Origin of the sequence: Nocardioides xinjiangensis, assembly GCF_017916385.1 — a bacterium.
GTDB lineage: Bacteria > Actinomycetota > Actinomycetes > Propionibacteriales > Nocardioidaceae > Nocardioides > Nocardioides xinjiangensis.
Genome location: NZ_JAFMSW010000002.1, coordinates 528,081 through 550,375 on the forward strand (window position 1 = coordinate 528,081; position 22,295 = coordinate 550,375).

General features: G+C 70.6%; 30 protein-coding genes and 1 other RNA gene. 19 read left to right on the plus strand and 12 right to left on the minus strand.

The window, feature by feature from the left end; genetic code table 11:
* The first annotated feature begins 159 nt into the window (after window positions 1-159).
* Window positions 160-1,179, plus strand: a complete 1,020-nt coding sequence (locus J3P32_RS17280) for a PQQ-dependent sugar dehydrogenase (protein ID WP_210441486.1) — start codon at window positions 160-162, stop codon at window positions 1,177-1,179.
* A 167-nt stretch (window positions 1,180-1,346) separates the two neighbouring features.
* Window positions 1,347-2,234, plus strand: a complete 888-nt coding sequence (panB, locus tag J3P32_RS17285) for a 3-methyl-2-oxobutanoate hydroxymethyltransferase (RefSeq protein WP_210441488.1) — start codon at window positions 1,347-1,349, stop codon at window positions 2,232-2,234.
* A gap of 16 nt (window positions 2,235-2,250) precedes the next feature.
* Here panB and J3P32_RS17290 read toward each other — a convergent pair whose 3' ends face one another.
* Both J3P32_RS17290 and J3P32_RS17295 read right to left on the minus strand, forming a co-directional pair.
* A complete protein-coding gene (locus tag J3P32_RS17290; RefSeq protein ID WP_210441490.1) occupies window positions 2,251-2,586 on the minus strand; it encodes a hypothetical protein in 336 nt (111 codons plus the stop codon).
* Complete coding sequence (locus J3P32_RS17295) at window positions 2,538-2,750, minus strand: hypothetical protein (protein ID WP_210441493.1); 213 nt, start codon at window positions 2,748-2,750, stop codon at window positions 2,538-2,540. Before J3P32_RS17295 ends, J3P32_RS17290 begins: the two co-directional genes overlap by 49 nt.
* 23 nt (window positions 2,751-2,773) lie before the next feature.
* Here J3P32_RS17295 and map point away from each other — a divergent pair, with 23 nt between their 5' ends.
* Together map and rnpB are read left to right on the plus strand one after the other, a co-directional pair.
* The gene (gene map, locus J3P32_RS17300) at window positions 2,774-3,622 is read left to right on the plus strand and encodes a type I methionyl aminopeptidase (protein ID WP_210441495.1); all 849 of its coding nucleotides are present in this window, start codon (window positions 2,774-2,776) and stop codon (window positions 3,620-3,622) included.
* A 13-nt stretch (window positions 3,623-3,635) separates the two neighbouring features.
* Window positions 3,636-4,015: RNase P RNA component class A (gene rnpB, locus J3P32_RS17305), an RNA gene on the plus strand.
* 32 nt (window positions 4,016-4,047) lie between these two features.
* Here rnpB and J3P32_RS17310 read toward each other — a convergent pair.
* From J3P32_RS17310 to J3P32_RS17320, 3 genes are read right to left on the minus strand one after another with little or no spacing between them, the layout of a single operon-like run.
* Window positions 4,048-4,500 carry a hypothetical protein gene (locus J3P32_RS17310; protein WP_210441497.1) on the minus strand — a complete coding sequence of 151 codons (453 nt, stop codon included), beginning with the start codon at window positions 4,498-4,500 and terminating at the stop codon, window positions 4,048-4,050.
* Window positions 4,497-5,603 (minus strand): tyrosine-type recombinase/integrase, encoded by a 1,107-nt coding sequence (locus J3P32_RS17315; protein WP_210441499.1) that lies wholly within the window; start codon window positions 5,601-5,603, stop codon window positions 4,497-4,499. The genes J3P32_RS17310 and J3P32_RS17315 overlap by 4 nt, the downstream gene beginning before the upstream one ends.
* Before the next feature lie 5 nt (window positions 5,604-5,608).
* Entirely contained in the window at window positions 5,609-6,178 is a 570-nt protein-coding gene (locus J3P32_RS17320; protein WP_210441500.1) for a hypothetical protein, read from the minus strand.
* 112 nt (window positions 6,179-6,290) lie between these two features.
* Between J3P32_RS17320 and J3P32_RS17325 the strand changes: the two genes are divergently transcribed.
* The 10 genes from J3P32_RS17325 (at window position 6,291) to J3P32_RS17365 (ending at window position 10,336) form a co-directional block, all read left to right on the plus strand.
* Window positions 6,291-6,506 (plus strand): helix-turn-helix transcriptional regulator, encoded by a 216-nt coding sequence (locus J3P32_RS17325; RefSeq protein WP_210441503.1) that lies wholly within the window; start codon window positions 6,291-6,293, stop codon window positions 6,504-6,506.
* 6 nt (window positions 6,507-6,512) lie between these two features.
* Window positions 6,513-6,686, plus strand: coding sequence for a DUF6011 domain-containing protein (locus tag J3P32_RS18670; RefSeq protein ID WP_374222536.1), 174 nt, complete (start codon window positions 6,513-6,515; stop codon window positions 6,684-6,686).
* A gap of 286 nt (window positions 6,687-6,972) precedes the next feature.
* Entirely contained in the window at window positions 6,973-7,200 is a 228-nt protein-coding gene (locus J3P32_RS17330; protein WP_210441505.1) for a hypothetical protein, read from the plus strand.
* Entirely contained in the window at window positions 7,197-7,646 is a 450-nt protein-coding gene (locus J3P32_RS17335) for a hypothetical protein (protein WP_210441507.1), read from the plus strand. The genes J3P32_RS17330 and J3P32_RS17335 overlap by 4 nt, the downstream gene beginning before the upstream one ends.
* A 181-nt stretch (window positions 7,647-7,827) precedes the next feature.
* A complete protein-coding gene (locus tag J3P32_RS17340) occupies window positions 7,828-8,115 on the plus strand; it encodes a hypothetical protein (protein WP_210441509.1) in 288 nt (95 codons plus the stop codon).
* Complete coding sequence (locus J3P32_RS17345; RefSeq protein ID WP_210441511.1) at window positions 8,108-8,287, plus strand: hypothetical protein; 180 nt, start codon at window positions 8,108-8,110, stop codon at window positions 8,285-8,287. Before J3P32_RS17340 ends, J3P32_RS17345 begins: the two co-directional genes overlap by 8 nt.
* A gap of 16 nt (window positions 8,288-8,303) precedes the next feature.
* Complete coding sequence (locus tag J3P32_RS17350) at window positions 8,304-9,116, plus strand: hypothetical protein (protein ID WP_210441513.1); 813 nt, start codon at window positions 8,304-8,306, stop codon at window positions 9,114-9,116.
* A 118-nt stretch (window positions 9,117-9,234) separates the two neighbouring features.
* A complete protein-coding gene (locus J3P32_RS17355) occupies window positions 9,235-9,495 on the plus strand; it encodes a hypothetical protein (protein ID WP_210441515.1) in 261 nt (86 codons plus the stop codon).
* A 215-nt stretch (window positions 9,496-9,710) separates the two neighbouring features.
* Entirely contained in the window at window positions 9,711-9,848 is a 138-nt protein-coding gene (locus J3P32_RS17360; RefSeq protein WP_210441517.1) for a hypothetical protein, read from the plus strand.
* 2 nt (window positions 9,849-9,850) lie between these two features.
* Window positions 9,851-10,336 carry a hypothetical protein gene (locus J3P32_RS17365; RefSeq protein ID WP_210441519.1) on the plus strand — a complete coding sequence of 162 codons (486 nt, stop codon included), beginning with the start codon at window positions 9,851-9,853 and terminating at the stop codon, window positions 10,334-10,336.
* Between the two features lie 296 nt (window positions 10,337-10,632).
* On the opposite strand, the gene J3P32_RS17370 is transcribed toward J3P32_RS17365, so the two are convergent.
* Together J3P32_RS17370 and J3P32_RS17375 are read right to left on the minus strand one after the other, a co-directional pair.
* Window positions 10,633-11,352, minus strand: a complete 720-nt coding sequence (locus tag J3P32_RS17370) for a hypothetical protein (RefSeq protein ID WP_210441521.1) — start codon at window positions 11,350-11,352, stop codon at window positions 10,633-10,635.
* A 128-nt stretch (window positions 11,353-11,480) separates the two neighbouring features.
* Window positions 11,481-12,155: a thermonuclease family protein gene (locus J3P32_RS17375; protein ID WP_210441523.1), complete on the minus strand. Its 675-nt coding sequence runs from the start codon at window positions 12,153-12,155 to the stop codon at window positions 11,481-11,483.
* A 143-nt stretch (window positions 12,156-12,298) separates the two neighbouring features.
* Between J3P32_RS17375 and J3P32_RS17380 the strand changes: the two genes are divergently transcribed.
* A complete protein-coding gene (locus J3P32_RS17380) occupies window positions 12,299-12,655 on the plus strand; it encodes a hypothetical protein (protein ID WP_210441525.1) in 357 nt (118 codons plus the stop codon).
* 199 nt (window positions 12,656-12,854) lie between these two features.
* Window positions 12,855-13,502: a hypothetical protein gene (locus J3P32_RS17385; RefSeq protein ID WP_210441527.1), complete on the plus strand. Its 648-nt coding sequence runs from the start codon at window positions 12,855-12,857 to the stop codon at window positions 13,500-13,502.
* A gap of 1,172 nt (window positions 13,503-14,674) precedes the next feature.
* Here the strand turns inward: J3P32_RS17385 and J3P32_RS17390 are convergent.
* A complete protein-coding gene (locus J3P32_RS17390; RefSeq protein ID WP_210441529.1) occupies window positions 14,675-15,013 on the minus strand; it encodes a hypothetical protein in 339 nt (112 codons plus the stop codon).
* 200 nt (window positions 15,014-15,213) lie between these two features.
* Between J3P32_RS17390 and J3P32_RS17395 the strand changes: the two genes are divergently transcribed.
* A complete protein-coding gene (locus J3P32_RS17395) occupies window positions 15,214-16,098 on the plus strand; it encodes a PDDEXK family nuclease (protein WP_210441531.1) in 885 nt (294 codons plus the stop codon).
* Between the two features lie 55 nt (window positions 16,099-16,153).
* Here J3P32_RS17395 and J3P32_RS17400 read toward each other — a convergent pair whose 3' ends face one another.
* Window positions 16,154-17,605 carry an RNB domain-containing ribonuclease gene (locus tag J3P32_RS17400; RefSeq protein WP_210441533.1) on the minus strand — a complete coding sequence of 484 codons (1,452 nt, stop codon included), beginning with the start codon at window positions 17,603-17,605 and terminating at the stop codon, window positions 16,154-16,156.
* 51 nt (window positions 17,606-17,656) lie between these two features.
* On the opposite strand from J3P32_RS17400, the gene yaaA reads away from it, so the two are divergent.
* Entirely contained in the window at window positions 17,657-18,436 is a 780-nt protein-coding gene (yaaA, locus tag J3P32_RS17405) for a peroxide stress protein YaaA (protein WP_210441535.1), read from the plus strand.
* A gap of 63 nt (window positions 18,437-18,499) precedes the next feature.
* Window positions 18,500-19,276 (plus strand): DUF427 domain-containing protein, encoded by a 777-nt coding sequence (locus J3P32_RS17410; RefSeq protein WP_210441537.1) that lies wholly within the window; start codon window positions 18,500-18,502, stop codon window positions 19,274-19,276.
* 27 nt (window positions 19,277-19,303) lie between these two features.
* On the opposite strand, the gene J3P32_RS17415 is transcribed toward J3P32_RS17410, so the two are convergent.
* Genes J3P32_RS17415 through J3P32_RS17425 form a run of 3 tightly spaced genes read right to left on the minus strand, consistent with a single transcriptional unit; the run spans window position 19,304 to window position 22,287 of the window.
* On the minus strand, window positions 19,304-20,398 hold the full coding sequence (locus tag J3P32_RS17415; protein ID WP_210441539.1) for an FUSC family protein: 1,095 nt from the start codon (window positions 20,396-20,398) through the stop codon (window positions 19,304-19,306).
* A 13-nt stretch (window positions 20,399-20,411) separates the two neighbouring features.
* Entirely contained in the window at window positions 20,412-21,152 is a 741-nt protein-coding gene (locus J3P32_RS17420) for a zinc ribbon domain-containing protein (RefSeq protein WP_210441541.1), read from the minus strand.
* 16 nt (window positions 21,153-21,168) lie between these two features.
* Window positions 21,169-22,287 (minus strand): Nif3-like dinuclear metal center hexameric protein, encoded by a 1,119-nt coding sequence (locus tag J3P32_RS17425; RefSeq protein WP_210441543.1) that lies wholly within the window; start codon window positions 22,285-22,287, stop codon window positions 21,169-21,171.
* Between the last annotated feature and the right edge of the window lie 8 nt (window positions 22,288-22,295).

Sequence of the window (22,295 nt, forward strand, 5' to 3'; positions counted from 1 at the left end):
GGCACCTCGCTCGCGCTGGCCCTGCCCGCGTGCAACGCCTCGGCCGGTCCCGATCCCCAGGCACGGACAGCGAGCTCGTCCCCGAAGGTCGGAGAACCGGCGGACGGGCGGTCCTCCGGGCGGTCCTCCGAGCGGTCTTCTGCGGCTCGAGGGCTGCGCGTGCGCGTCGTCGCGCGCGGCCTGGAGCACCCGTGGGACGTCCAGCAGGCGCCCGGCGGACGGCTCGTCGTCTCCGAGCGCGACCGCGCCCGCATCAGCGTGGTCCGCAAGGGAAAGCGTCGCACCCTCGTGGACCTGTCCGGGCAGGTCCGGGTGGAGGGCGAGACCGGCCTGATGTCGCTCGCGGTGGACCGCAGGCGTCGGGTGGTATGGGCCTGCCACGGCGCTGCGGCGGGCAACGCGTACGACGTTCGGGTGACCCGCCTGCGGGTCGACTCCCGGTGGCGCCGGGTCACGGGATCGCGGACGCTCATCGCCGGGTTCCCCGCCACCAGCGGCCGGCACGGCGGCTGCCGACTCCTCCTCGACCGCGTCGGGCCGGCGCTGCTCATCGGCACGGGCGACGCCGCCGTCGGCACCGTCCCGCAGGACCTCGACTCCCTGGGTGGCAAGGTGCTGCGGATACACCGGGACTCCGGTGCTGCCCTGCCGGGCAACCCATGGGCCTCCGCGGCGACTGCCCGCCGGTTCGTCCTGACCTACGGCCACCGCAACGTCCAGGGCCTGGCGCAGCGCCGGGACGGGTCGTTGTGGTCGGTGGAGCACGGCCCGTCGGAGGACGACGAGGTCAACCGTCTCGTGGCCGGCGGCAACTACGGCTGGAACCCCGTGCCGGGATATGAGTCCTCAGTGCCGATGACCGACCACTCGCTGCCCGGGACCCAGGTCGACGCCCGGTGGTCCACCGGCTCCCCGACCAAGGCGATCGCCGGGGCGGCATGGGTGCGCGGCCGGCAGTGGGGCGCCCTCGACGGCACGCTCGCCGTCGCTGCCCTCAAGGACGAAGAGCTGCTCTTCCTGCGCTTCGACGCGGATGGTCGCTTCATCTCCGTCCGGATTCCGGAGGAGCTGACGGGGTTCGGGCGGCTCCGCTCGGTCACGTCCGCACGCAACGGCGACCTGCTTCTCACGACCGACGAGGGCGACGACGACGAGGTGCTCCGCGTCTCCCCGCGCTGACGTCGCGCTGGCCGACCCGCTCCCGACCGCGCGCGGTGAGCCCCGCACGGACCGTCCGCGCACGGCGCGTGACCGGCGACACACGGTCCTACCGGCGGGTTCGCCACTAGCCTGAGACGCGGTCCGTGGACTCCACCGGGGAGCCGCGAGATGACGAGGAGCACCGCATGTCCCACGAGTCCGCCCCGCCCGAGGAGACCGCCCCCTACGGCACCGGCGCCGCACCCACCACGCCGGCCGCCACGCCGGCCGCCGCGCCTGTGAAGCGGGTGCGCACCCACCACCTGCGCGAGATGAAGGAGCGCGGCGAGCGCATCACCATGCTCACGGCGTACGACATGTACACCGCCGCCACCTTCGACGAGGCAGGCATCGACCTCCTGCTCGTCGGCGACTCCGCCTCGAACAACGTCTTCGGCAACGAGACCTCGTTGCCGGTGACGGTCGACGAGCTGCTCCCCCTGACCCGCGCGGTGGCGCGCTCGGTGACGCGGGCGATGGTCGTGGGCGACCTGCCCTTCGGCAGCTACCAGGCCTCCCCGGAGCAGGGCTACCTGACCGCCGTCCGCTTCATGAAGGAGGCCGGCGCGCACTGCGTGAAGCTCGAGGGCGGCGCCGAGATGGCCCCCGTGATCCGCAGGTGCACCCAGGGCGGCATCCCCGTCATGGCGCACATCGGCTTCACCCCGCAGTCCGAGCACACCCTCGGCGGCTACCGCGTGCAGGGCCGCGGCGACGCGAGCGACCGGGTCCTCGCCGACGCCCACGCGGTGCAGGAGGCCGGCGCGTTCGCCGTCGTGATGGAGATGGTCCCCGGCGACGTGGCCGCGCGGATCAGCAAGGAGCTCACGATCCCCACCATCGGCATCGGCGCCGGGGCCGGCTGCGACGGCCAGGTGCTCGTGTGGCAGGACGCCTTCGGCCTGCGCACGGGCAGGATGGCGCGCTTCGTCAAGCAGTACGCCGACGTGCACGGCGTGCTCCTCGAGGCCGCGAAGGCCTACGCCGACGACGTGCGCGGCGGCACCTTCCCCGGTCCAGAGCACACGTTCTGAGGGCCTGCGGCTGCGGTCACGACCAGCCGAGGTAGCGGGCGCCGCCCACCACCGTCGCGAACCAGACCACCGCCACGACCACCGGCAGCAACGCCACCGTGCGGGGACGGCGTACGAACCAGGCGACCGCCAGGGCCAGGGCGACCAGCCACACGAGCGCGAGCCCGGCGAACGCCCACCGCGGAGCGGCGACCGCGACGCTGGTCGCGCCGATCAGGAAGGCGACGCACGCCAGGCCGACGAGCCCGGCGACGGGCCACGGCGAGATCGGGGTGCGCCGGGCCGGCGGTCGAGCGGGGGCGCTCAGCGGCCCGGGGTCCCGTCCGCGCCGTCCGAGCCGTCGTCGTTCCACCTCGGGTCGTTGTCCCAGGCCTCGTTGCGCTCGGCGACCTTGTCGAGCGCGCGGGACGCCTCCGCCGGGCTGGCGTAGGGGCCGAGGCGGTCGGCGTTCTTGCAGCCGTCGCGTCCCTCGACCGTGTGGTGGGTCAGGCAGAACCAGTATTCGTCCTCGCTCATGCCGCGAAACTACACTCGCGCACGTGCCCGCCGTAGCCCCTGCCGTGATCTCCCCCCGGCGGGCCGTCCCGTCGCACATCGCCCGTCCCGAGTACGTCGACCGGCCCGCCCCGCAGCGCTTCACCGGCGAGGAGGTCAAGGACGCCGAGACCATCGAGCGGATGCGGGTCGCCGGCCGGCTCGCCGCCCAGGCGCGCGAGCTCGTCGGGTCGCACGTGGCGCCCGGGGTGACCACCGACGAGCTCGACCGCATCGGCCACGAGTTCCTCTGCGACCACGGCGCCTACCCATCCACCCTCGGCTACCGGGGCTTCCCGAAGTCGCTGTGCTCCAGCGTCAACGAGGTCGTCTGCCACGGCATCCCGGACTCGCGCGTCGTCGAGGACGGCGACATCGTCAACATCGACATCACGGCCTACATCGGCGGGGTGCACGGCGACACCAACGCCACCTTCCTCGCCGGCGACGTCGACGAGGAGTCGCGCCTGCTCGTCGAGCGGACCCGTGAGTCGCTCGACCGCGCGATCAGGGCCGTGAAGCCGGGGCGCCGCGTCAACGTGATCGGCCGGGTCATCGAGGCCTACGCCAAGCGCTTCGGCTACGGCGTGGTCCGCGACTTCACCGGTCACGGCATCGGCACCGCGTTCCACTCCGGGTTGATCATCCCCCACTACGACGACCCGCGGTACGACGACGAGATCCGCGTCGGGATGACCTTCACCATCGAGCCGATGCTCAACCTCGGCACGCCCGACTACGACATGTGGGACGACGGGTGGACCGTCGTGACCCGCGACCGCCGCCGGTCCGCGCAGTTCGAGCACACCCTCCTCGTGACCGAGGATGGCGCCGAGGTCCTCACCCACCCCTAGACTCGTCCGCGAGTGGGTCGGCCGGGCGGCCGCGGTCCGCCGCCTCCGGGCGGTGGGTCGAGGAAGGTCCGGGCTCCACAGGGCAGGGTGGTGGCCAACAGCCACCCGGGGCAACCCGCGGGATCAGTGCCACAGAGAACAGACCGCCTCCCCTCCACGTCCGCGTGGCGGGGCGGCAAGGGTGAAACGGTGGTGCAAGAGACCACCAGTGCGCCGGGCGACCGGCGCAGCTAGGCAAACCCCACCCGGAGCAAGATCAGACAGGATGCGTCCGAGGGCGGCCCGCCCGAGCATCCGGGTAGATTGCACCAGGCGGCCGGCAACGGTCGTCGCAGATGGATGGTCGCCCCTGCGCAAGCAGGACAGAACCCGGCCTACAGGCCGGCCCACTCCCAAGACCCTATTGACCTGCGGAAACGCGTCGGTCAGCCCTCGTCAGTCCGCACAGAGTCCGCAGGACGCTGTGTCCATATGCGGTGGGCGATCCGCCAACCGTCCCCTGCGTGATGATCGAGCCGCTGCCGATCCGCATCTATGGATTCCGGATTAAGCGGGCGCACATCTCCCGACCTCAGGTGGACGGCGTGCCACTGGCGGTGCTCGTCGTAATGGGCCAGTCCATGCACGATTGGGTGTCGAACCGTTTCGAGCAGTGCCTGGGCCTGGTTGATCCACTTGGTCGCCTCACGTCTCAGATCCTCGTCAGCGAGCTCGCCGACGGTCTTTCGCGCTGCAGCCAGAGCTGCTCCTGGGCGTCCAGCCAGTCTCATGGCGTCCTCGAGGCCGCGTGCCGACATGCTGGCGGCAACGATCTCGACCCAGACCGACTCGACGGCGATGCCACCGATGGCAGCCAAGACGTCATCCGGCACGTTCATCGGACGACCTCCAGTGTCGAGCTTGCACCGAGTACTGCGTCGACAGCGTCCCGGGTGCGATCGTCGGAGTCGGGCCACAGGTGGCTGTAGGTGTCGAGCGTCTCGGCGGCAGAGGCGTGCCCCAGCCGGGCCTGCACCGTCTTCACCGACTCGCCGTGCCGGATCAGCAGCGACGCGTAGTAGTGCCGCAGCGCGTGCAACCCTTGCCCAACCGGGATGCCCGCCGCGCGCGCCGGCGTACGCCACTGGTGCCCGAACGCCTGACGGCTGATCGGCAGCCCGCCGAGGGTGAACAGCAGCCCGTCAGGTCCGGCGTCGTGAGCCGCGAGGTGGTCCTGCAGAGCCTCAAGCACGACGTTCGGCAGCGGGACGGTCCGGTAGCTCGCCTCGGTCTTCGGCGGGCCCCAGACAGGCGTAGCGCCGTCGACGCCGACGAGCTGGCGGTCAATGGTCACCTCGCGCTTAAGGAAGTGCACGCGGTCGGAGGTGAGGCCACGAAGCTCGCCGCCGCGCACTCCGGTCCCGGCCGCGAACGTCACCAGGGCGCGGAGCTCGTCGGGCATCGCCGCGGTGAGCGCCTCCACCTGATCCGTCGTGATCGGGACGACGCGGGTCCGTTCGCGCTTCGGGAGCCTCGTGCCCTCGCAAGGGTTGGCGGGGATCCGGCGGTCGCGCACCGCGGCCTTGAACACGGACGAGACAATCGAGTGCACAACACCGACCGTTGACGGGGCTAGCGGCTTGCGGTCCGCGCCCCCGACGCAGAGGCGCTTGACCCACGCCTGCACCTCGCTCGGCAGTATGGCGGACAGCGGCCGGTCGCCGAGCGTCGGATAGGCGTGGCGCCGGAGCATCATCTCAACGTGCGCCTGGCTCGAGGGTCGGTGCACTTGAGCCTCACGCCACTGCTCCGCGTAGGCGCGGAAAGTCATCCGGCCGGCGTTGGGGTCGACGTACTGACCCGTGACGACAGAGGCTGCCACCTCGTCGAGCCATCGCTGCGCGTCCGTCTTGCGGTCGAAGTGCTTCGCGTGCTCGCGGCCATTGTTGTCGCGGTAGCGGGCGCGCCACTTGCCGTTTTCACGCTTCTTGATGCTGGCCATGGCTATCAGCCTTTCTTCTTGCCTGGAGTCGTTTTGGGTAGCAGGCCGGCCGCGCGAGCCTGCTGGATTCGACGCGCAGCAGTGCGACGGGAGTAGCCGAAGCGCAACTGCACCGCCTCGGTCGGGCGATGATTGATGGCCTCCCTGTAGATGCGGGCGACGTCCTCGAGCTCGGCCTCCGATGGCCCGCGCCTGGTCGCTCGCGCCTCGGTCAGCAGGTTGTTCACCTGCCAGAACTCCCGCTCGCTCTTGGGGCCTGGCCTCGGGTCGCCCTCATCGGGGTCCGTCGCGTGGGCAAACTGTGTGAACGCGTTCAGCGCCAGCCCTTCTAACTGCCATGCCGCGAAGTCGGCTGTCCGCACGGCGCGACCCTTCGCGCTGGCCGTCATCCGGAAGTCGACCACTTCTGGCACCGCATCGCGCACCTCGAACTTGATCCGCACGTCGGGGGCGCCCTTCTGGCCCTCTGCCAGCAACTCAACCGCCACTGGGAACGCGTGAGTCTCCCTTCCTTCCCAGACCACGTAGTCCGCGAGTGGGGTGAGCGACCTCCAGCGCAACAAGTACTCCGCCATTCCCTGTCTCCTTGCCAGAAGTTGGGTGCTGTGTGGCAAGGACAACCTTGCCACCAACTTGGCACAGTTGTCCATAGCAGCCCGCAACGTCACTTAGCGAGAGGAGCGGAAGATGGTTGACCGAATCGTTGGAGTACCCGAGATCGCGGCCATGACCGGCAAGCCCGTGGACACCATCAGGTGGTACCGCCACCGACAGACCGCTGGCTACGACGAAGGCCCCCGCATGTTCAAGCTGGGCCGGAATGTCGTTGCCAAGGAGTCCGATGTGTTGGCGTGGATCGACAGCCAGTACATAGCTGCCGGCCACCTCGCAGGAGCGCGGTGATGCTGCGTGCGAGACTCCGAGGACACCCCCCGCTGCCGCCAGTGCGGCCACCTCATCACCGCTGAGGAGTCGATCAGCAGCGGCCTGGGCCGCGACTGCCGCAAGCGTCTGCGCGTCGCTCTCCGTGGCGCCAAGCCTGAAGTGATTGCCGCCTTCGCAGTCGCCCTAGGGGCAGCGTGAGTACGCGCGTGCTCCAGGTCGCGCACGTCACGCCGAGCTGCGACCTGTGGCGAGGCTTCGGTGCCTATGAGTTGCTCCGCGAGATCGCTGGCCGAGCACCGCTGTTCTCATCACGCACCCGCGCTTGGACGTGCGGGCCGTGGCGGACGGCCGATGCGATCGCCCTTTGGGAGTCGCGAGGAGGCCTCGTCGAGATCGTCGATGAGGTGCACCTGCTGAGGCTCGCAGGCCATGAGGTCGACCGACTCAAGGCCGCTCACGCTGAGTCGCGGGGGGAGCTAATCTGATGGCCCCCGAGACGCTCGAGCAGATCGCCCACCGCTTCGTCATCGACATGCTCCTGCAGGCGCAGGAGTCCTACTGGCTTCGGCGCGCTGAGGACTTCGCCAAGGTCGGCACTCCGCACGCGGACGAGATCGCCCAAGCCTGTCGCAACAAGGCCATTCTCTGCCGTGAAGAGAGCACTGACGAGTGGGCGGAGCTGCTCGCCGTCGAGCTGGGTGATGTGGCGTGACGTGGACGAAGCTGTCAGACGACTTCAGCGATGAGTGCCACACGCTGAGCGACGCGGCCTTCCGCACCCACGTCGAGGCGTTGATCTGGGTCATGCGGCGCGAGACGGGCGGCCACATCGAAGCGCGCGACCTCAAGAGGTTTGCGGAGTCTCCCCACGTCGATCTGGCGGTGACCGAGCTCGTCTCCTGCGGCTGGTGGAGCGTCGAAGCCCAGGGCTACCGCATCCGGCACCACATGGAGCACCAGCCAGAACCAGACCTGATCGCGAAGCGGAGAGAACTGACCGCCGAGCGAGTCAAGAAGCACAGAAGGAAGAAGGCGGGACTCGACCAGGAATCCGCCTCTGTAAGTGCTTCCCGTCCCGACCCGTCCCGACCCGTCCCGGGTAACCCATCTAGTAACGCCGTTACGCCGGGCTGGCCCGAAGTCATGGAGGCCCGCTGATGACTGACCCCTACCTCGACATCCCCCGGCCATCTCGCGGCCAGGTCGCCGGCGCTGGCTGGCCGACTCACAAGCGCCGAGCGAAGAACTCGCGCGCCCGACTGCTCAAGCGCCGCCGCGACACTCGCCGCGGCCTGACACCGAAGGACGACCGATGACCTCCACTGCCCAGGCGCCCACCATGCCCGACAGCGTGCACGAAGGCGCCCAGGACCTCATCCGCTCGCTAGCCGCCGTCGCAGGCGATGAGACGGCGATCTACGCGCTTCTCACCGCCAAAATCCGCGGCACCGACCACGAGAGCGCACTCGGGGGCCTCGCCGCCGCACTGGTCGTGATGTTCACCGAGTGCATCACCACACCGACCAGCCCTGGGGAGTTCACCGAGGTCGACCTCCCGGACGGTGACGCCTCTGATCTCGACGACGAGTTCGACGAGGAGTTCGACGAGGAGTTCGGCGATGAGTGACGACGCGTTTCGCGAGCTCGCGCGCCGCCTGCTCGGGAAGCCCGACGCCGATTCGCCGCCTGCCGAGGAGCCGCTTAGCGGCAACTACTCGCCGCGCGGAGGCTTCGCACCGCCCCGCCTTCACGACCCGATGCGCGAATTCATCCGCGACCTGTTCACCACCAACGACTGACCCTTAGGAGATTCCCATGTCTGACCTCGCAACGCGCACCGCCGCCCCCCTCGTCACCGCCGCGTCGCGCAAGCTCGGCATCGACCTGCCCGCCGACCTCGCGACCGCCCTCGCCGAGGCCGACCGCGTCCGCTCCGGCCGCCACCTCCACCACGAAACGCCGGACGTCGCCGCGGCCGTCGCCGACGCGATCCTCGCCAACAAGGACCCGCTGAGCTCAAAGGACGTGCATCGCGCAGCTCTGGCCGCCACCCTGCTCGACCTAAACATCGACAACCGCCTCGACGGACACGCCACCAAGCTGGCGGCCGCGGCCCTGCGCGAGCACGCCGACGCGGTGATCGATACCTGGCGGCCCGTCGTCGAGCGCATCAACGCAGCCCTCCAGCGGTTCCGCGAGCACGTCCCCGCCGGCGACCCCCGCGCGGACGGACTTCCCACCGGCCTGCCGGCCAAGGCGCTGACGCCATGGGGCGAAGCGCGGGAGGCCCTCGACAAGCTCGACACCATCGCGCAGGGCTGGATCGCTCTCGCCAACGTCGGTGCCCCCTACGCCGGAGGCATGAACGTCACACGCCCGCTGATCGTCGCCGACCTCAACCTCGAGCAGCTCGACAGCCTCGGCACGAACCCGAAGTGCCCCGACGTCACACGCCTCGACGTCCCGCTCGAGCTCGCCAGCACCGCCGCATATGCCGAGCGCGTGGCCCGCATCCAGCGCGAGAAGACTCAGCGGCAGGCGTACGAAGCCGCTGCACCCGAGCGTGCCCGCGAGCAGCGGCGCGAGCAGGTTCGCGCGTCCTCGCGATTCGCGGCGCTGATCCCGTGAGCGCCGTCCACCCGCACATGGAGGGGCGGGGACCCCTTCCACCCCCCTGCCGGCAGGACTGCGGGACTAGGTCAGCGTCTCCCTCTGCCGAAAACCACTGGCTCGGAAGGAGCTTGACATGACCGCTAGAACGACGACAAAGCCCCTACGAAGCGTCGACAAGACCGCCGCGTCCGGCGACCGCCGGGAGCTGCTCGTGGCGCTTAGGGACAAGTTGTGGGCGGCGTTCCACGACGAGCGCACCCAGCCGCGAGATCTGTCGCCGCTCACCCTGCGGCTCAAGGAGATCCAGGCTGAGATTGAGGCCATCGACCTCCGGGACGAGCAGTCGAGGGACATGCCCGTCGAGGACGGCATCTTCGATCCGAGCGCCGTCTGATGCCACGACGCAATAACCGACCTCGACGCAAACACCTCACCTACCCCGCCCGGCGTCCCGTCACGGTCAGCCAGAGACGACGACAGCTACGAGGCCATCGCCCGGCGTCTTGTCCTCTCTGGCGCCTGCTCGCCGCTGATGCTCGAGAGCCCCGCACGCGTCGCCGGCCAACTGGCAGCGGAACGTGCGTCCCACCGACAGAAGGAGAACGACCAGTGACCGACCCGGACATCAAAGAGGCCATCCGGCTTCGCGACACCGACCCCGACGCCTACGACCGGCTCTCCCCGTCGACGCACATGAGCGTCGGCTACTACGAGGCAGCGAAGGCCGCTGCCGGACAGGAGCAGTGACCATGCCGACCAAGACCGCAGAACTGACCACCCTTTCAGCCGACGACCTGGCCGCCGAACTCGCGCGGCGTGCGGCCGAGGAGCAGCAGCGACAGCAGGAGCAGGCCGAGCGCCTCGACAACGCTCGCCAAGCGTGGGACGCCGCGACGGTCGACGCCTACCGCGGCACTGACCAGCGGCTACTCGCCGAAGCTGAGCAGGCACGCGCCTCCTTTTCAGCTGCTGTTCGAGGCGGCGACCTGACCACCGCGCTCGCAGCCTGGACCGAGGAGCGACGCATCCGCTTCACCCGCACCAGCCTGCGCGACATCACCCGGCAGTCGGCCCTCGCCATCGGTGCCTCGACCGCAGGGCTCGAGGCTGACATCCGGTACGTCGACCCGGACTTCCTCGCGCGACTTGAGGTAGAGGCCGACGACATCGCCCGCGAGGCCGGCTACGCAGCCGTCGGCGACCTGATCGGCGAGCGCCCGACCGAGGTCGCCTGATGACTAACCGTGCCGACGTCAACGTCACCTCGTCGGGGCTCGCCATGGCGCCCGGCCGGGGATCGAAGGTCGCGAGCGAGGTCCCTTTTCTCCCGCCTTGACCGGCCTGCGTCGGCACGGCGCCCCAGGGGAGGTGACCGAGCCACCCAAGCGGCAGGACCGCGGGTGAGGCTCCTCGCATGTGTGAAGGGTTCAGAAGTCCTTAGTGCACACCGATCTGCGACCGCAGGCTTTGCCACTCTCAGTGGCGTGCGCCAAGGCTACTTACGGGGCTGGCGGCGTCGCTCGAATCGCGCTCAGTTGAAGTCTCGCGTGACCGATTGACTCAGTGCCGTGCGGTGAAACACGAGGGTCGCCTCAAATGACGGAATCGCAAGCCCGGGTGCGCTCCACTCCTGCGGACGGCACAACGCAGTGACCCTGACAGGCTGAGCGACCTCAGTCGTTTGGGCGACAGTGTTAGACGGCGCAGCCACCATGGCGGAAGCGTTGTAACTGTAGGCACCCGCGATGAATTGGCCGCTCGGAACTTCGGCTGTGACGTGAGCTTCGAAACACGTTGAGAAATTCCCTTGGATGTCGAAGTCGACAGCCCGAACAGCACTGAAGGGCGGGATAGTGGCGCTAGAAGTGAACACCGTTACCGGCTCGTTAGTGCCTGCTCGACCGTCCGCCTCGAACGTCATGCGCAGCCGCAAAACCTCGTCTGGCCCAGCGGTGCCGGCGGGTCCAGCCGGCCCTGCTGGCCCTTGCGGCCCGGCGGGTCCCTGGGGTCCAGCCGGTCCGGGCACTCCGGCGGTGAGCAGCCCGCCTGCGATGTCTGCGGTCGTTATCGACCCGTCCTTCACATCTTTGGAAGTGATCGTGCCGTTCTTCAGGTCTTTGCCCAACAGCGAGTTGTCGGCCACATCTTTGGAGTCGATCAGCCGCTGCGCCACAGCTCCGGTTCCCGCTGAAACTACAAGAGCCGCAGCCAAACAGATTGCTGCGAAGGGCGCGCCCGCTCGTTTCGACATTGAGTTCTCCTTTGGGGTGAGGTCGTCGCCAAGCGTGTCAGTCAGAACGCCCGCAACGCAGTGAAAACGAGAAAGCGACCCTTAGTCGACTAGGGCGACCGCGGCCGCCCGAGCCAACGCGAGGCACGTCACCAGCAGTTGCTCCACAAGCCCCGGGAGTTGCTGCGGGCGTTCGCAATGGCGCGGACGTACTGGCCGTCCCGGGCGACCGGCTTGCCGCCGAACACATACCGCTTGGTGTAGCCGTTCCACGCCTGTCGGTACGACAAATCCTTGAAGCCTCCGCGGCGTGCGACATACCGCAGCAGCCGGCCGTATCGGTCCTTGGCGGCCTGGGTGCGGTCGGACACCATGTCGACAGTTGAGCCGACGGGCGCGAGCCGCCTCAGATTGTCCGTAGCTTCGCCGGCGCCGCAGCGGCCACGCTCCGGGGTGTTGATACCGAGCATCCGGACGTCGACGATGCCGCCCCTGCGCAGTCGCACCTTGAGGGTGTCGCCGTCGACGACGCGAACGACGTTGCCGGCCTCCCTGTAGATGGCGGGGCCGGGGTTGGCCGGTGGCGGGGTGTTGCGGACGCCGCAAGGGCAAGGCAGCGTCTCACAGGCGCGGCCGTCGCCGTCGTCGTCGAGGCGGTGCGGGTCCCCGGCGCCAGCGTTGACGAAGAAGGTCTGTGCAGCCGACTGGTTCTGGAAGTCCGAGCAGTCGCGGTCAATGACGGCGTTTGAGGGCGCTTGAACCCAGCCGACCAGGCCAAGGGTGGCTAGAAGCAGAGCAAGTGCTCGCGCGGTACGCCTAGTCATGGGGACTCCTATTGTCGGGTCATGTTGACGCCGCCACGGTGCCACCGCTGGCCGGTCCTTGAACATAGAACCAGCTGTTCATGCTACGAACGGATGAAAACAAACTAAGCCGGCAGGCGCCACCGGAACGCTACTTTGCAGTTGTGGATGAGATCACGAGGATGCTTGAGGCCAAGCGGGCAAGGGTGGAGGCCAATTGGGAGGCCCTGCGCGCCCAATCCGAGGAGGCCTTTCGACGCGCCGAGGGCTGGGATGCGGAGACGCTCGACGCGATAGCCGCTGACGCTCGAGAGGCCTGGGAGGCCGGTGAGCTGTTTTACCTGCCGATCATCAACGCTACCGCGCGACCGGACCAAGGCGTGCGACGAGCACGTGGGGCGGAGAAAGCACTCGCGGTCATCACGCAGCAGGGCTGGCGATTGCACACGTGGGACTGGGCAGAGTCCGGTCAGCTTGGGACGGCGACCGCACGGCCGGTGTTCACGAGGCCGCAAGTGTAGCTTGCGCGATGCGCCCACTGAGCTGCATGGCGGAGGCATTTCCGTAGCGGCTCTCGAGTCGGACGGCCGGCATCGCGAGGATGTGGGTCGACCACGGGACCCTGCCGCAGCTTGGACAACTCCAGGACAACCTCATGAATGTCCGTCAAGAAGGCTCGAACGCGAGCCGACGACGCCTCGTCCGAACTAGCCTCCGATCATGAGGAAAACTCTTCGCGCCATCGGGCTGAGCCTCGGCCTCGTCCTTCCGGTCACGGCGCTTCCGCTCGGGTTCCCTAGCTACGCCAATGCCACAGCAGCGATCGAACCCGACATCGACGATGTACAGATCGCGCGCAACCTGTACGACCCTCGGCTCTTCGTCGGCAACTACAGCGAGATGGTCGTTCGCGTCGACTTCACGGACCCGGTGTACGGGCAGCAGAGCGTGACGCTGGCCCCGGGCCAGGATAACGAAGCAGCTCCGATGTGCGCGGTCCCAGTGAAGCAGAATCCGACGCCGGACGCGGTGATCACGTTTGGCGTTGACACAGCCAGCCCGGTCGTCCGTCGCAAAGGGTACGGCGAGGGCGGTATCCCGGGACGGGATCTTGAATTCTTGCGCGCTTTGGTCGTTGACAGCAGGACCCTGATGGCGAAAGCGCGCGTCGCAGTTCGCGATGCACGCGTGATGCTGATGCGAGCCAAAGCCAGTGGTCGCAGAGTCTGGATCAGGCGCACAACACTTCGTCTCGCAAAGGCAAGAACGCGGTTCGCCGAGGCGAAATCTCGGCACATGTTTGCGCTTGAGGACCTCACCCGGCTCGAAGAGGGCTTGGCGTACTGCAACGCCCGGCGGGTCAACTAGCCTGACGCTTCCGCTCATCGGCAGATCCGCGTAACCCGACTACCCTGCCTCGCATGTCCGGCTGGGTGACGCAGCGCGAGGCTGCCGAATTGCTTGGCGTCCACATCAGCGCAGTACCGAAGATGGTCCGTCGCGGCGACCTGACGCCGCGGCGTAGCCGGCCGTCCTTGGCGCGAACGCAGGTGCTGGAGCTCGCAGCTCGGCGCGCGGCGACGGCAGAGGAGCGTGAACGGCGGCGCGCGAATCCGACGCCTATAGGTACGAGGCCGCAACCTCCTGACAGTGAGCATGAGTGGCTGCCTGCAGCCGCCGCCGCGGCCGTGCTCGGGTGTACCGAGATCGCGTTGGGAGGGAGAGCGACCCGTGGCCAGGTGCCGTACGCAGTCCACGATGGGCGGCGGTGGTTCCGGCTCGACCATCTCGAGCTGTTGGTGCGTGCCAGAGCCGCCCAAGACCGTAGGCAACGCCTCCGTTGGAGGAAGCGTCACTCGTGACGGTGCTACCGACAAGGCGCTGGACCGGCGCGACGCCGATCAGGGGCGTTGCGCGTCGGGCTCGCTCGGGCGCACACTAAAAGGTCAGTATCAAGGCCAGGGAGCAAGCGCCATGAGCATGATGCGGAGAGTTGGGTGCCACTTGGGATGGCACGCTTGGGAACCGCTAGTTGGGGACGTCGGAGGCGCCCACCACGAGTGCCTCTACTGCGGCAAGGTCAAGAAGGTCGACATCGGGCGACCGCCCGATGCTCACGACCGTTCAGACATTCACACGTGACCGCCCTGCGATGCTCTGCGCTGGGTAGCACCTCTAAGGTTCCCCCTCGCGCCACGATGCTCTCGGCTTCCTAGCCAGGTTGAGGGTTAGGCCTCATCGGGTGCGGATTCACCCGGTGGGGCCGGCTTCACTTCTACGTGCCGCGACCGACGTCTGCGGTCGCTCTGGACAGTCCTCTCAGTCCGCAGACAGTCCGCAAGACCTCCAAGAACACTCGGCAGTCGTCAACGACTCATTGGGTCAAACTCGCAGGTAGAACCGCACTTGCCACCACTCGTCAACCATCACCACTTAGGCGGGGCCCGTTCCCGGCCTACAGGCCGGCCCACTCCTCACCATCCCCTCCGACCTGAGGGGTGTGCACCTGGTGCGCCGGACCGAGGTCCTTGTCCGACGAGTCAGGCAGGCGACAGCATCGCGGCGCTGACCCACATCTCCACGATCCCCCAGCCGACACCGGGCTCCTGGGCGGCCACCGCGATCCGACCGTCGTAGTGACCACCGGTGTTGCGCCACCCGAGCAGCAACGCCGGCTGCCGTCCGTGCGGGCCGTCGTACCAGCAGTGGCGGACAGGCGGAGCGGTCTCGACCGGCTCCGGAACCGAGTCCGCCCCCGGGAACCAACCCGCTGGCCGCTGCCCGTGGAGGTCCGAGGTGCCGTGGCCCTGGCGCGCTCGGGTGTTCGCGACCCGCTGCGCCAGCGTCTCGTGCCCGCCGGGTGTCATGCCGCCCGCCATGGGACAACTCTAGAACATGTGTTCGACTGAGGCCCCGCAGGCGGTGACCGTCACGGCCGCGTCCGGCGCGTCGGACGACCGCGACCCGCGTCGTGGCCGGGCACCTGTCGTACGGGCCGGGCCGCGCACGACTTCGGGTCGTCCGGCGCGCCTGTGGACGGACGATGCGCCGACTCAGCGGTCGAGGGCAGTCTGGCGCAGTGGATCCCGTGACGGCCCTCGAGCGCCTCGGCGGCGTCGCCCGAGCCGAGGAGCTGTTGCGCCTCACCACCCGCCGCACGCTGCGCCGGGCTGTCCACGACGGCCGCGTCGACCGCTGCGCCCTCGGTCGGTACGCCCTCCCCACCGCCGCCGCGGCACAGCGGGCGGCGACTGCACTGACCGCCGTGGTGTGCCTGCGCAGCGCCGCTGCTCACCACGGGTGGGAGCTCAAGCTGCAGCCGCCCGCTCCCGAGCTGGTGGTGCGGCGCGGGCGCAAGCTCGCTCCCGGACAGCGCACAGGAGTCACCATCCGGTGGGCGAACCTGGCTGACGACCAGGTGAGGGACTGCGTCACGAGTCCCGTGCGCACGGTCGTCGACTGTGCGCGCGTCCTGCCGTTCGACGAGGCACTCGCCGTCGCCGACTCGGCGCTGCGGTCCGGGGTCCTCTGCCGCGACGACCTCGAGGGCCTGGACGTGCGCGGTGCGGGCGCCGCTGCCGTGCGCCGGGTGCTGCGGCAGGCCGACGGCCGCGCGGCCAACCCGTTCGAGTCCGTCCTCCGGGCACTGTGCCTCGAGAGCGGGCTCGACGTGGAGCCCCAAGCCATCATCGACCTCGGCACCGGGACGGTCCGCCCGGACCTCGTCTGCCGCCCGCTGCGCGTGGCCCTCGAGGCCGACTCCTGGACCTTCCACGCCTCGCGGAGCGCCCATCGCCGGGACTGCGCGCGCTACAACCTGCTCGTGCTGCGCGACTGGCGGGTGCTGCGCTTCACGTGGGAGCAGGTCATGCACGACCAGCCGTACGTCCGGTGGGTGCTGTCGGAGCTCACCCGGCGCGTCGAACGACCGGAAGTCAGCGACACGCTCCCGCGCTCCGCGTGAGCGGTGTCGACCCACGTCCTTCTGGTCGTCCGGCGCGCCGCAGCACGTACGCCGCTCACCCCAGCCGGAACTCCACCTTCCGCGTCCGGGGGTCGGCGTGCACCAGCTCGACGGTGACCTCCTCGCCGAGCGGCAGCGCGGACGAGCCGGTGACCGGGGCCTCGATCGCCGGGTCCTGAATCGTGATCTCGCCCTTCGTGCCGTCCTTCTCGTCGACGTCGACGACGACCGCGGTGAAGCGCTCCCCCACGCGGTCGTGCAGCAGCTCGGCCTCGCAGAGGTCGATGATGGCGTTCTCGTACTGGTTCGCGCGGCGCCCGGAGCGCGTCATGGTCTCCGGCAGCTCGGTCATCGCGGCCAGCACCCAGTCCGGCACCTCCGTGCCCGCGCAGAGCGCGACGCAGATCTCGAGGGCGTAGCGGTCGGCGAGCCGGCGCAGCGGTGCGGTGACGTGGGCGTACTCCGAGGCGAGCGCCGAGTGCTGCGCCTGCTCGGGCAGCTCGCCGTTGAACGTCACGTAGCCGGCGCCGCGCAGCAGCCGGGTGCACGCGACGATCATCGCGGCGTGTGTCGGCCTCGACGGGTCGAGGGTACGCACGAAGTCGGGGTAGAGCTGCTCGGCGGGCCAGTCGATGCCGAGCGCCCGCGCCGTGCGGTGCAGGCGCTGCACGTCGCGCGGGTCGGCCGGGGGCAGGGTGCGGAGCACGCCGACGCGGGCGTAGACCATGAGCGAGGCGGCGGCCATGCCGGTGAGCAGCGAGATCTGCGCGTTCCAGGTCTCGACCGGGAGCAGCTCGCGGAACTCCAGCTCCCAGTGGCCGTCCCCGGTCTCGACCAGCTCCTGCTCGGGCAGCGGCAGCGACACGCCGCCGCGCGCGGCCTCGCGTGCGAGCCGCAGCTCGCCGACCTCCCGGAGCAGCCCGATCAGCTCGCTCTCGGTTCCCGCGTCGACCTCGGCCTGGACGTCACCGTAGGAGAGCTTGGCGCGCGAGCGCACCAGCGCCCGCTCGACCGTGACGTCGGTCCCCTCGCCCGTGGCGTCGACCCGGATCGTCCACAGCAGGGCGGGGCGCACCTCGTCGGGCAGCAGCGAGGCCGCCCCCTCGCTCAGCACCTTCGGGTGCAGGGGCACCTTCGAGTCCGCGCCGTAGAGGGTCTCTCCGCGCCGGTTGGCCTCGACGTCCACCGGGTCGCCCGCGGTGACGAAAGCCGCGACGTCGGCGATCGCGTAGTGGACCACGTAGCCGTCGCCCGACCGCGAGATGTGCATCGCTTGGTCGAGGTCGCGGGAGGACTCGGGGTCGATCGTGACGAGCTCGATGTCGGTGCGGTCGAGGTCGGGCAGCCTGGGCTCGGCCGCCGCCCGGGCGGCGGCCCGCTCCACCGACTCGGGGAACGTCGGCGACACGTCGAGCTCCTGCTGGATCGCGGCGATCCCGTCGCGCATCTCCTGTGCGTTCACGCTGTCACCCGTCGACCGGACCTTCACCACGCGGTTGCTCGGCATACGGCGACCCTAGCCACACCACCGGACTCCGCGCTCCCTACGCTTGCCCGCGTGCTGATCCTCCTGCCGCCCAGCGAAGGCAAGTCGGCCCCGCGTCGCGGCAGGTCGCTGGACCTCGCCTCGCTGTCGTCGCCGGCGCTGACCCCCACCCGGACCGCCCTCGTGCAGGCGCTCACCGAGCTGTGCCGCGACGACCCCGAGAAGGCGGTCGCGGTGCTTGGCCTGGGTCCTGCGCAGCACGACCTCGTGCAGCGCAACGCGGTGCTCGGGTCGGCGCCCACCGCCCGCGCCGACGCGATCTACACCGGCGTGCTCTACGACGCGCTCGGGTTCGCGACCCTCTCCCCCGCCGCGCGCCGCCGGGCGAGCGCGCGGCTCGCGGTGACGAGCTCGCTCTTCGGCATCGTGCGTCCCGGCGACCGGATCCCGGCCTACCGGCTCTCGGGTGACGCGGTGCTGCCGGGTGTGGGCTCCGTCGCCGGCGCCTGGCGCGAGGTCCTCGGCGGCGCGCTCGCCGACGCGCTGCGCGGCGGCCTGCTCGTCGACCTCCGCTCGAGCACGTACGCCGCCTTCTGGAGGCCGGTGGGTGACGTCGGTCGCCGCACCGCCACCGTGCGCGTGCTCCACGAGTCGGGCGGCAGGCGGACGGTGGTGAGCCACTTCAACAAGGCGACGAAGGGCCGCATCGTGCGGGCGCTGCTCGAGGACGGGGCCGACCCCCGCACGCCCGCGGCGCTCGCCGACACCCTCACCCGCCTGGGGTGGACCGTCGAGGTGGGCGAGCCCACGCCCAAGGGGACGCAGCTCGACGTCGTCGTGGCCGAGGTCTGAGCAGCGGCGCTCCTGCGGTCGAGGAGGGTGGCGGGCCGGCCGTGCCGGGAGCACACTGGACGGATGATCCGGACCGAGCCGATCGACAAGTGGGTGCGGGGCCGTGTCGGCGGCCGGGTCGTCGTCGAGACGCGCGAGCCGCTGCTGGTTTGGCAGGGAGGCTTCCCGCCCGTCTACGCGTTCCGCCGTGACGAGGTCGCGGACGGCCTGCTGCAGCCGTCGGACGGGGACGCGTACGACGGCTTCTTCTTCCACGGCCCGCACGCCCCGGTCGAGCGCTGGTACGACGTGGTGCTGGGCGAGCAGGTGCTGCGCTGCGCCGCGTGGAGCCTCGACGACGACGCCGTGCGCGACCGCGTGGTGCTCACCTGGGAACCCGGGCGGTTGCAGTGGACGGAGGAGGACGAGGACGTCACCGGCCACCCACGCGACCCGCACAAGCGTGTGGAGGCGCTGGCCAGCTCGCGCCACGTGGAGGTCGCGATCGGCGGCGTCACCGTCGCGAGCAGCGACCGCCCGGTCCTGCTCCTGGAGACGGACCTGCCGACCCGCTACTACCTGCCGCGCGAGGACGTGCGGCTCGACCTCCTCGAGCCCACGGAGAACACCTCCGTCTGTCCCTACAAGGGGTGGGCCGAGGACTACTGGACCTGGCCGGGGCCGCCCGCGGTGGCCAACGTCGCCTGGTCGTACTCCTCGCCGTCCCCGGCGGTCGGCGCGATCGCCGGCCGGGTGGCGTTCTACGACGAGCTGGTCGACGTCAGCGTCGACGGGGTCCCGCGGCAGCGGCCTGAGTCGCCCTTCTCGACGCCGGCCCAGCGGCCGGGCGCCGACGGCTGAGCCGCAGGACAGCCCGCCCGAGCCACGTCAGCGGGGAGGGATCACATCGGTCGCCTCGAGCGGGTCCATCCCGCAGAGCGCCAGCAGGTCGGCGATGATGGAGCGCACCTGCGCCAGGATGACCTCGGCGGACAGGTCGTCGCTGTGCTCGACCGTGGCGGTGGCCCGCCCGAGTGCGACGAGGTCGTCGATCACCGCGACCGCCATCCGGTCGGCCACCAGCTCGTCGGCGACCCGGTCGGTCAGGCCGGCCAGGTCGCGCAGGAGCGCGGCGTACGACGCCGGGACGGGCTCCCGGCGGTAGCAGGCCACCGCCACCCGGCGCACGACCACGCGGGTGTTGCGCAGCGCGACGTCGAGCGGCTCCACGAGCTCGGCGAGCTGCCGCTGGTGCTCGCCGTGCCGCCTGCGGAACGGCGAGGAGCTCACCACGGACAGGCCCTCCGCCGAGGCGGCGCGGAGCTCGTCAATGAGGGCGTCGGTCGACCGGGCGTCGCGCAGCACGGCCAGGGCGGCGTCCGCGTCGCCGTCGCCCAGCCGGTCGGCCGACGAGCGCAGCAGCTCGGCGATCTTGCGCACCACCACCGCCGCCTGGTCGCGCGGCTTGCGCAGCGCCGCTCGCGGCACCACCGTCGCGGCGACCAGGGCGACGGCACCGCCGACGATGGCGTCGGTCCACCGCAGGAACGCATCGCCCGGCGCCGGCGCGAGCGCTGCCACGACGATCCCCTGCACGGCCGCCTGGATGACCAGCAGCTGCCCGGCGTCGAGCAGCAGCGCGATCGACATGCCGGCGGCCACGATCAGCGCGATCTGGGGCCCGCCGGAGCCGATGAGGTGCGTGGTCACGTCGCCCAGGAACACCCCCAGCGCGACGCCGACGGTCACCTCGGCGACCCGGCGCTGGCGCTGGCCGTAGGACATCCCGAGCGAGACGACCGCGGCGATCGGCGCGAAGAACGGCAGCCGGTGCCCGAGCACGTCGGCGGCCAGCCACCACGCGACACCGGCCGCGACCGCGCACTGGCCGATCACCCAGCCCTTGGCCCGCAGCCGGGCGACGCGGGCGCGCACGGACGTACGACCGCGGGCTGCGACCAGCTCCGCGTCGATGAAGCGCATGGGGGTGCGGCTCTCAGAGTCCCGACTCGTCGGTGCGCACCAGGATGCGCTGGCACTCCTCGCACCGGATGACCTCGTCGGCGTCGGCCGAGCGGATCCGGGCCAGCTCGGAGGCGTCGAGCGTCATATTGCAGCCGCCGCACTGGCGCGCACGAAGCAGCGCGGCCCCGATGCCCTTCTGCTCGCGCAGCCGCTCGTAGAGCCCCATCAGGTCCGCGGGCATGCCCTCGACGGCCGGCCCGCGGGCCCCGGCGACCTCCTGCAGCGTGGTGTCGATGGCGGCGCGCCTCTCGTCGCGGGCGGCCACGAGCTCGGCGAGCCGGGCGTCGATGTCGTCGGCGCGGATCGCGAGGCCGTCCAGGACCTGCTGGGCCTCCTCCAGCCTCTCCATCACCTCCAGCTCGGCGTCCTCGAGGGTGCCGATCCGGCGCTCGAGCGAGACCAGCTCGTGCTGCATGCGCTCGAGGTCCTTGGGGTTGGTGATCTGGCCGGAGTCCATCCGCGTGCGGTCCCGCTCGCGGCGCGCCCTGACCTGCTCGACCTCGCGGTCGGCCTTGGCCTGCTCCGCCGTCAGGTCGTCGACGACGATCCGCGCGTCGCGCACCTGGTCGGTGAGCTCGGTGCGCTCGGCCTCGAGCGCGCTGATCTCGGCCAGCTCGGGCAGGTGCGCGCGCTGGTGTCGCAGCTGCGCGGCCCGCGCGTCGAGCTCGGCGACGTCGAGGAGCTTGAGCTGGTGGGAGGGGTCGGCCTTCAACGGCTCTCCTGCTGGTTCAGGGGCGGAACGTCCACGGGTCGGTGCACCGCGTGCTGACCCGGGTGACGACCCTATCGCCCGTCGCCTCGCGGAGCCGAGCCTCGACCACCGGCAGCCAGGTCCACTCCGCGGCCCAGTGCGCCACGTCGACGAGCGCCGGCCCCCCGTGCTCGAGGAACTCGCCCGCGCGGTGGTGGCGCAGGTCGCTGGTGACGAAGGCGTCCACGTCGCTGCCGGCCAGCTCGTCGAGCAGGAAGTCGCCCGCGCCCCCGCACACCGCCACCCGCCGCACCGGCCGGTCCCGGTCGCCGGCGACCCGGACGCCGTGGGCGGTGGCGGGCAGCGCCGCCGCGACCCGTGCCGCGAAGCCCTCCAGGGTGGTGGCCTCCACCGTGCCGATGCGGCCGGTGCCGGTCCGCTCGAGTCCCGGGTCGGCGAGCGGGAGCACGTCGAAGGCCGGCTCCTCGTAGGGATGGGCGGCGAGCAGCGCCCGGACGACGGCCGTACGCCGCGCGCGGGGCGCCACGACCTCGATCCGCGCCTCGTCCACCACCTCGAGCCGGCCGACGCAGCCGATCGCCGGGTCGGCGCCGTCGAGCGGGCGGAAGCGGCCCTCGCCGGTCACGGTGAAGGACGCCGCGTCGTAGTCGCCGATGCGGCCCGCGCCGGCCTCCTGCAGGGCGGCGCGCACGACGTCCGCGTCGGCGGTGGGGACGAAGGTGACCACCTTGTCGAGCGGCGCGGCGGGCGCCGGCCTGATGGGGGCGAGGTCGGTCAGCCCGAGCGCGAGCGCCAGCGACTCCGAGACGCCGGACACGGCCTGGTCGGCGTTGGTGTGCGCGGCGAGCAGCGCGCACCCGCCCTGCGTCAGTGCGTGCAGGGTGCGGCCCTTCGGGGTCGTCGCCGCGACCGAGCTGACCGGCCGCAGGAAGAGCGGGTGGTGCACCACGAGCAGGTCGGCCCCCCACTCGACGGCCTCCCGGGCGACCTCGACCGTGGGGTCCACTGCGAACATCACGCGCCCGACCTCCGCCGCCGGGTCGCCCGCCACCAGCCCGACCGCGTCCCAGGAGTCGGCGGTCCCCGGCGGGTACCAGGCGTGGAGCAGGTCGACGACGTCCGCGAGGGAGGGCATGCGGCCGA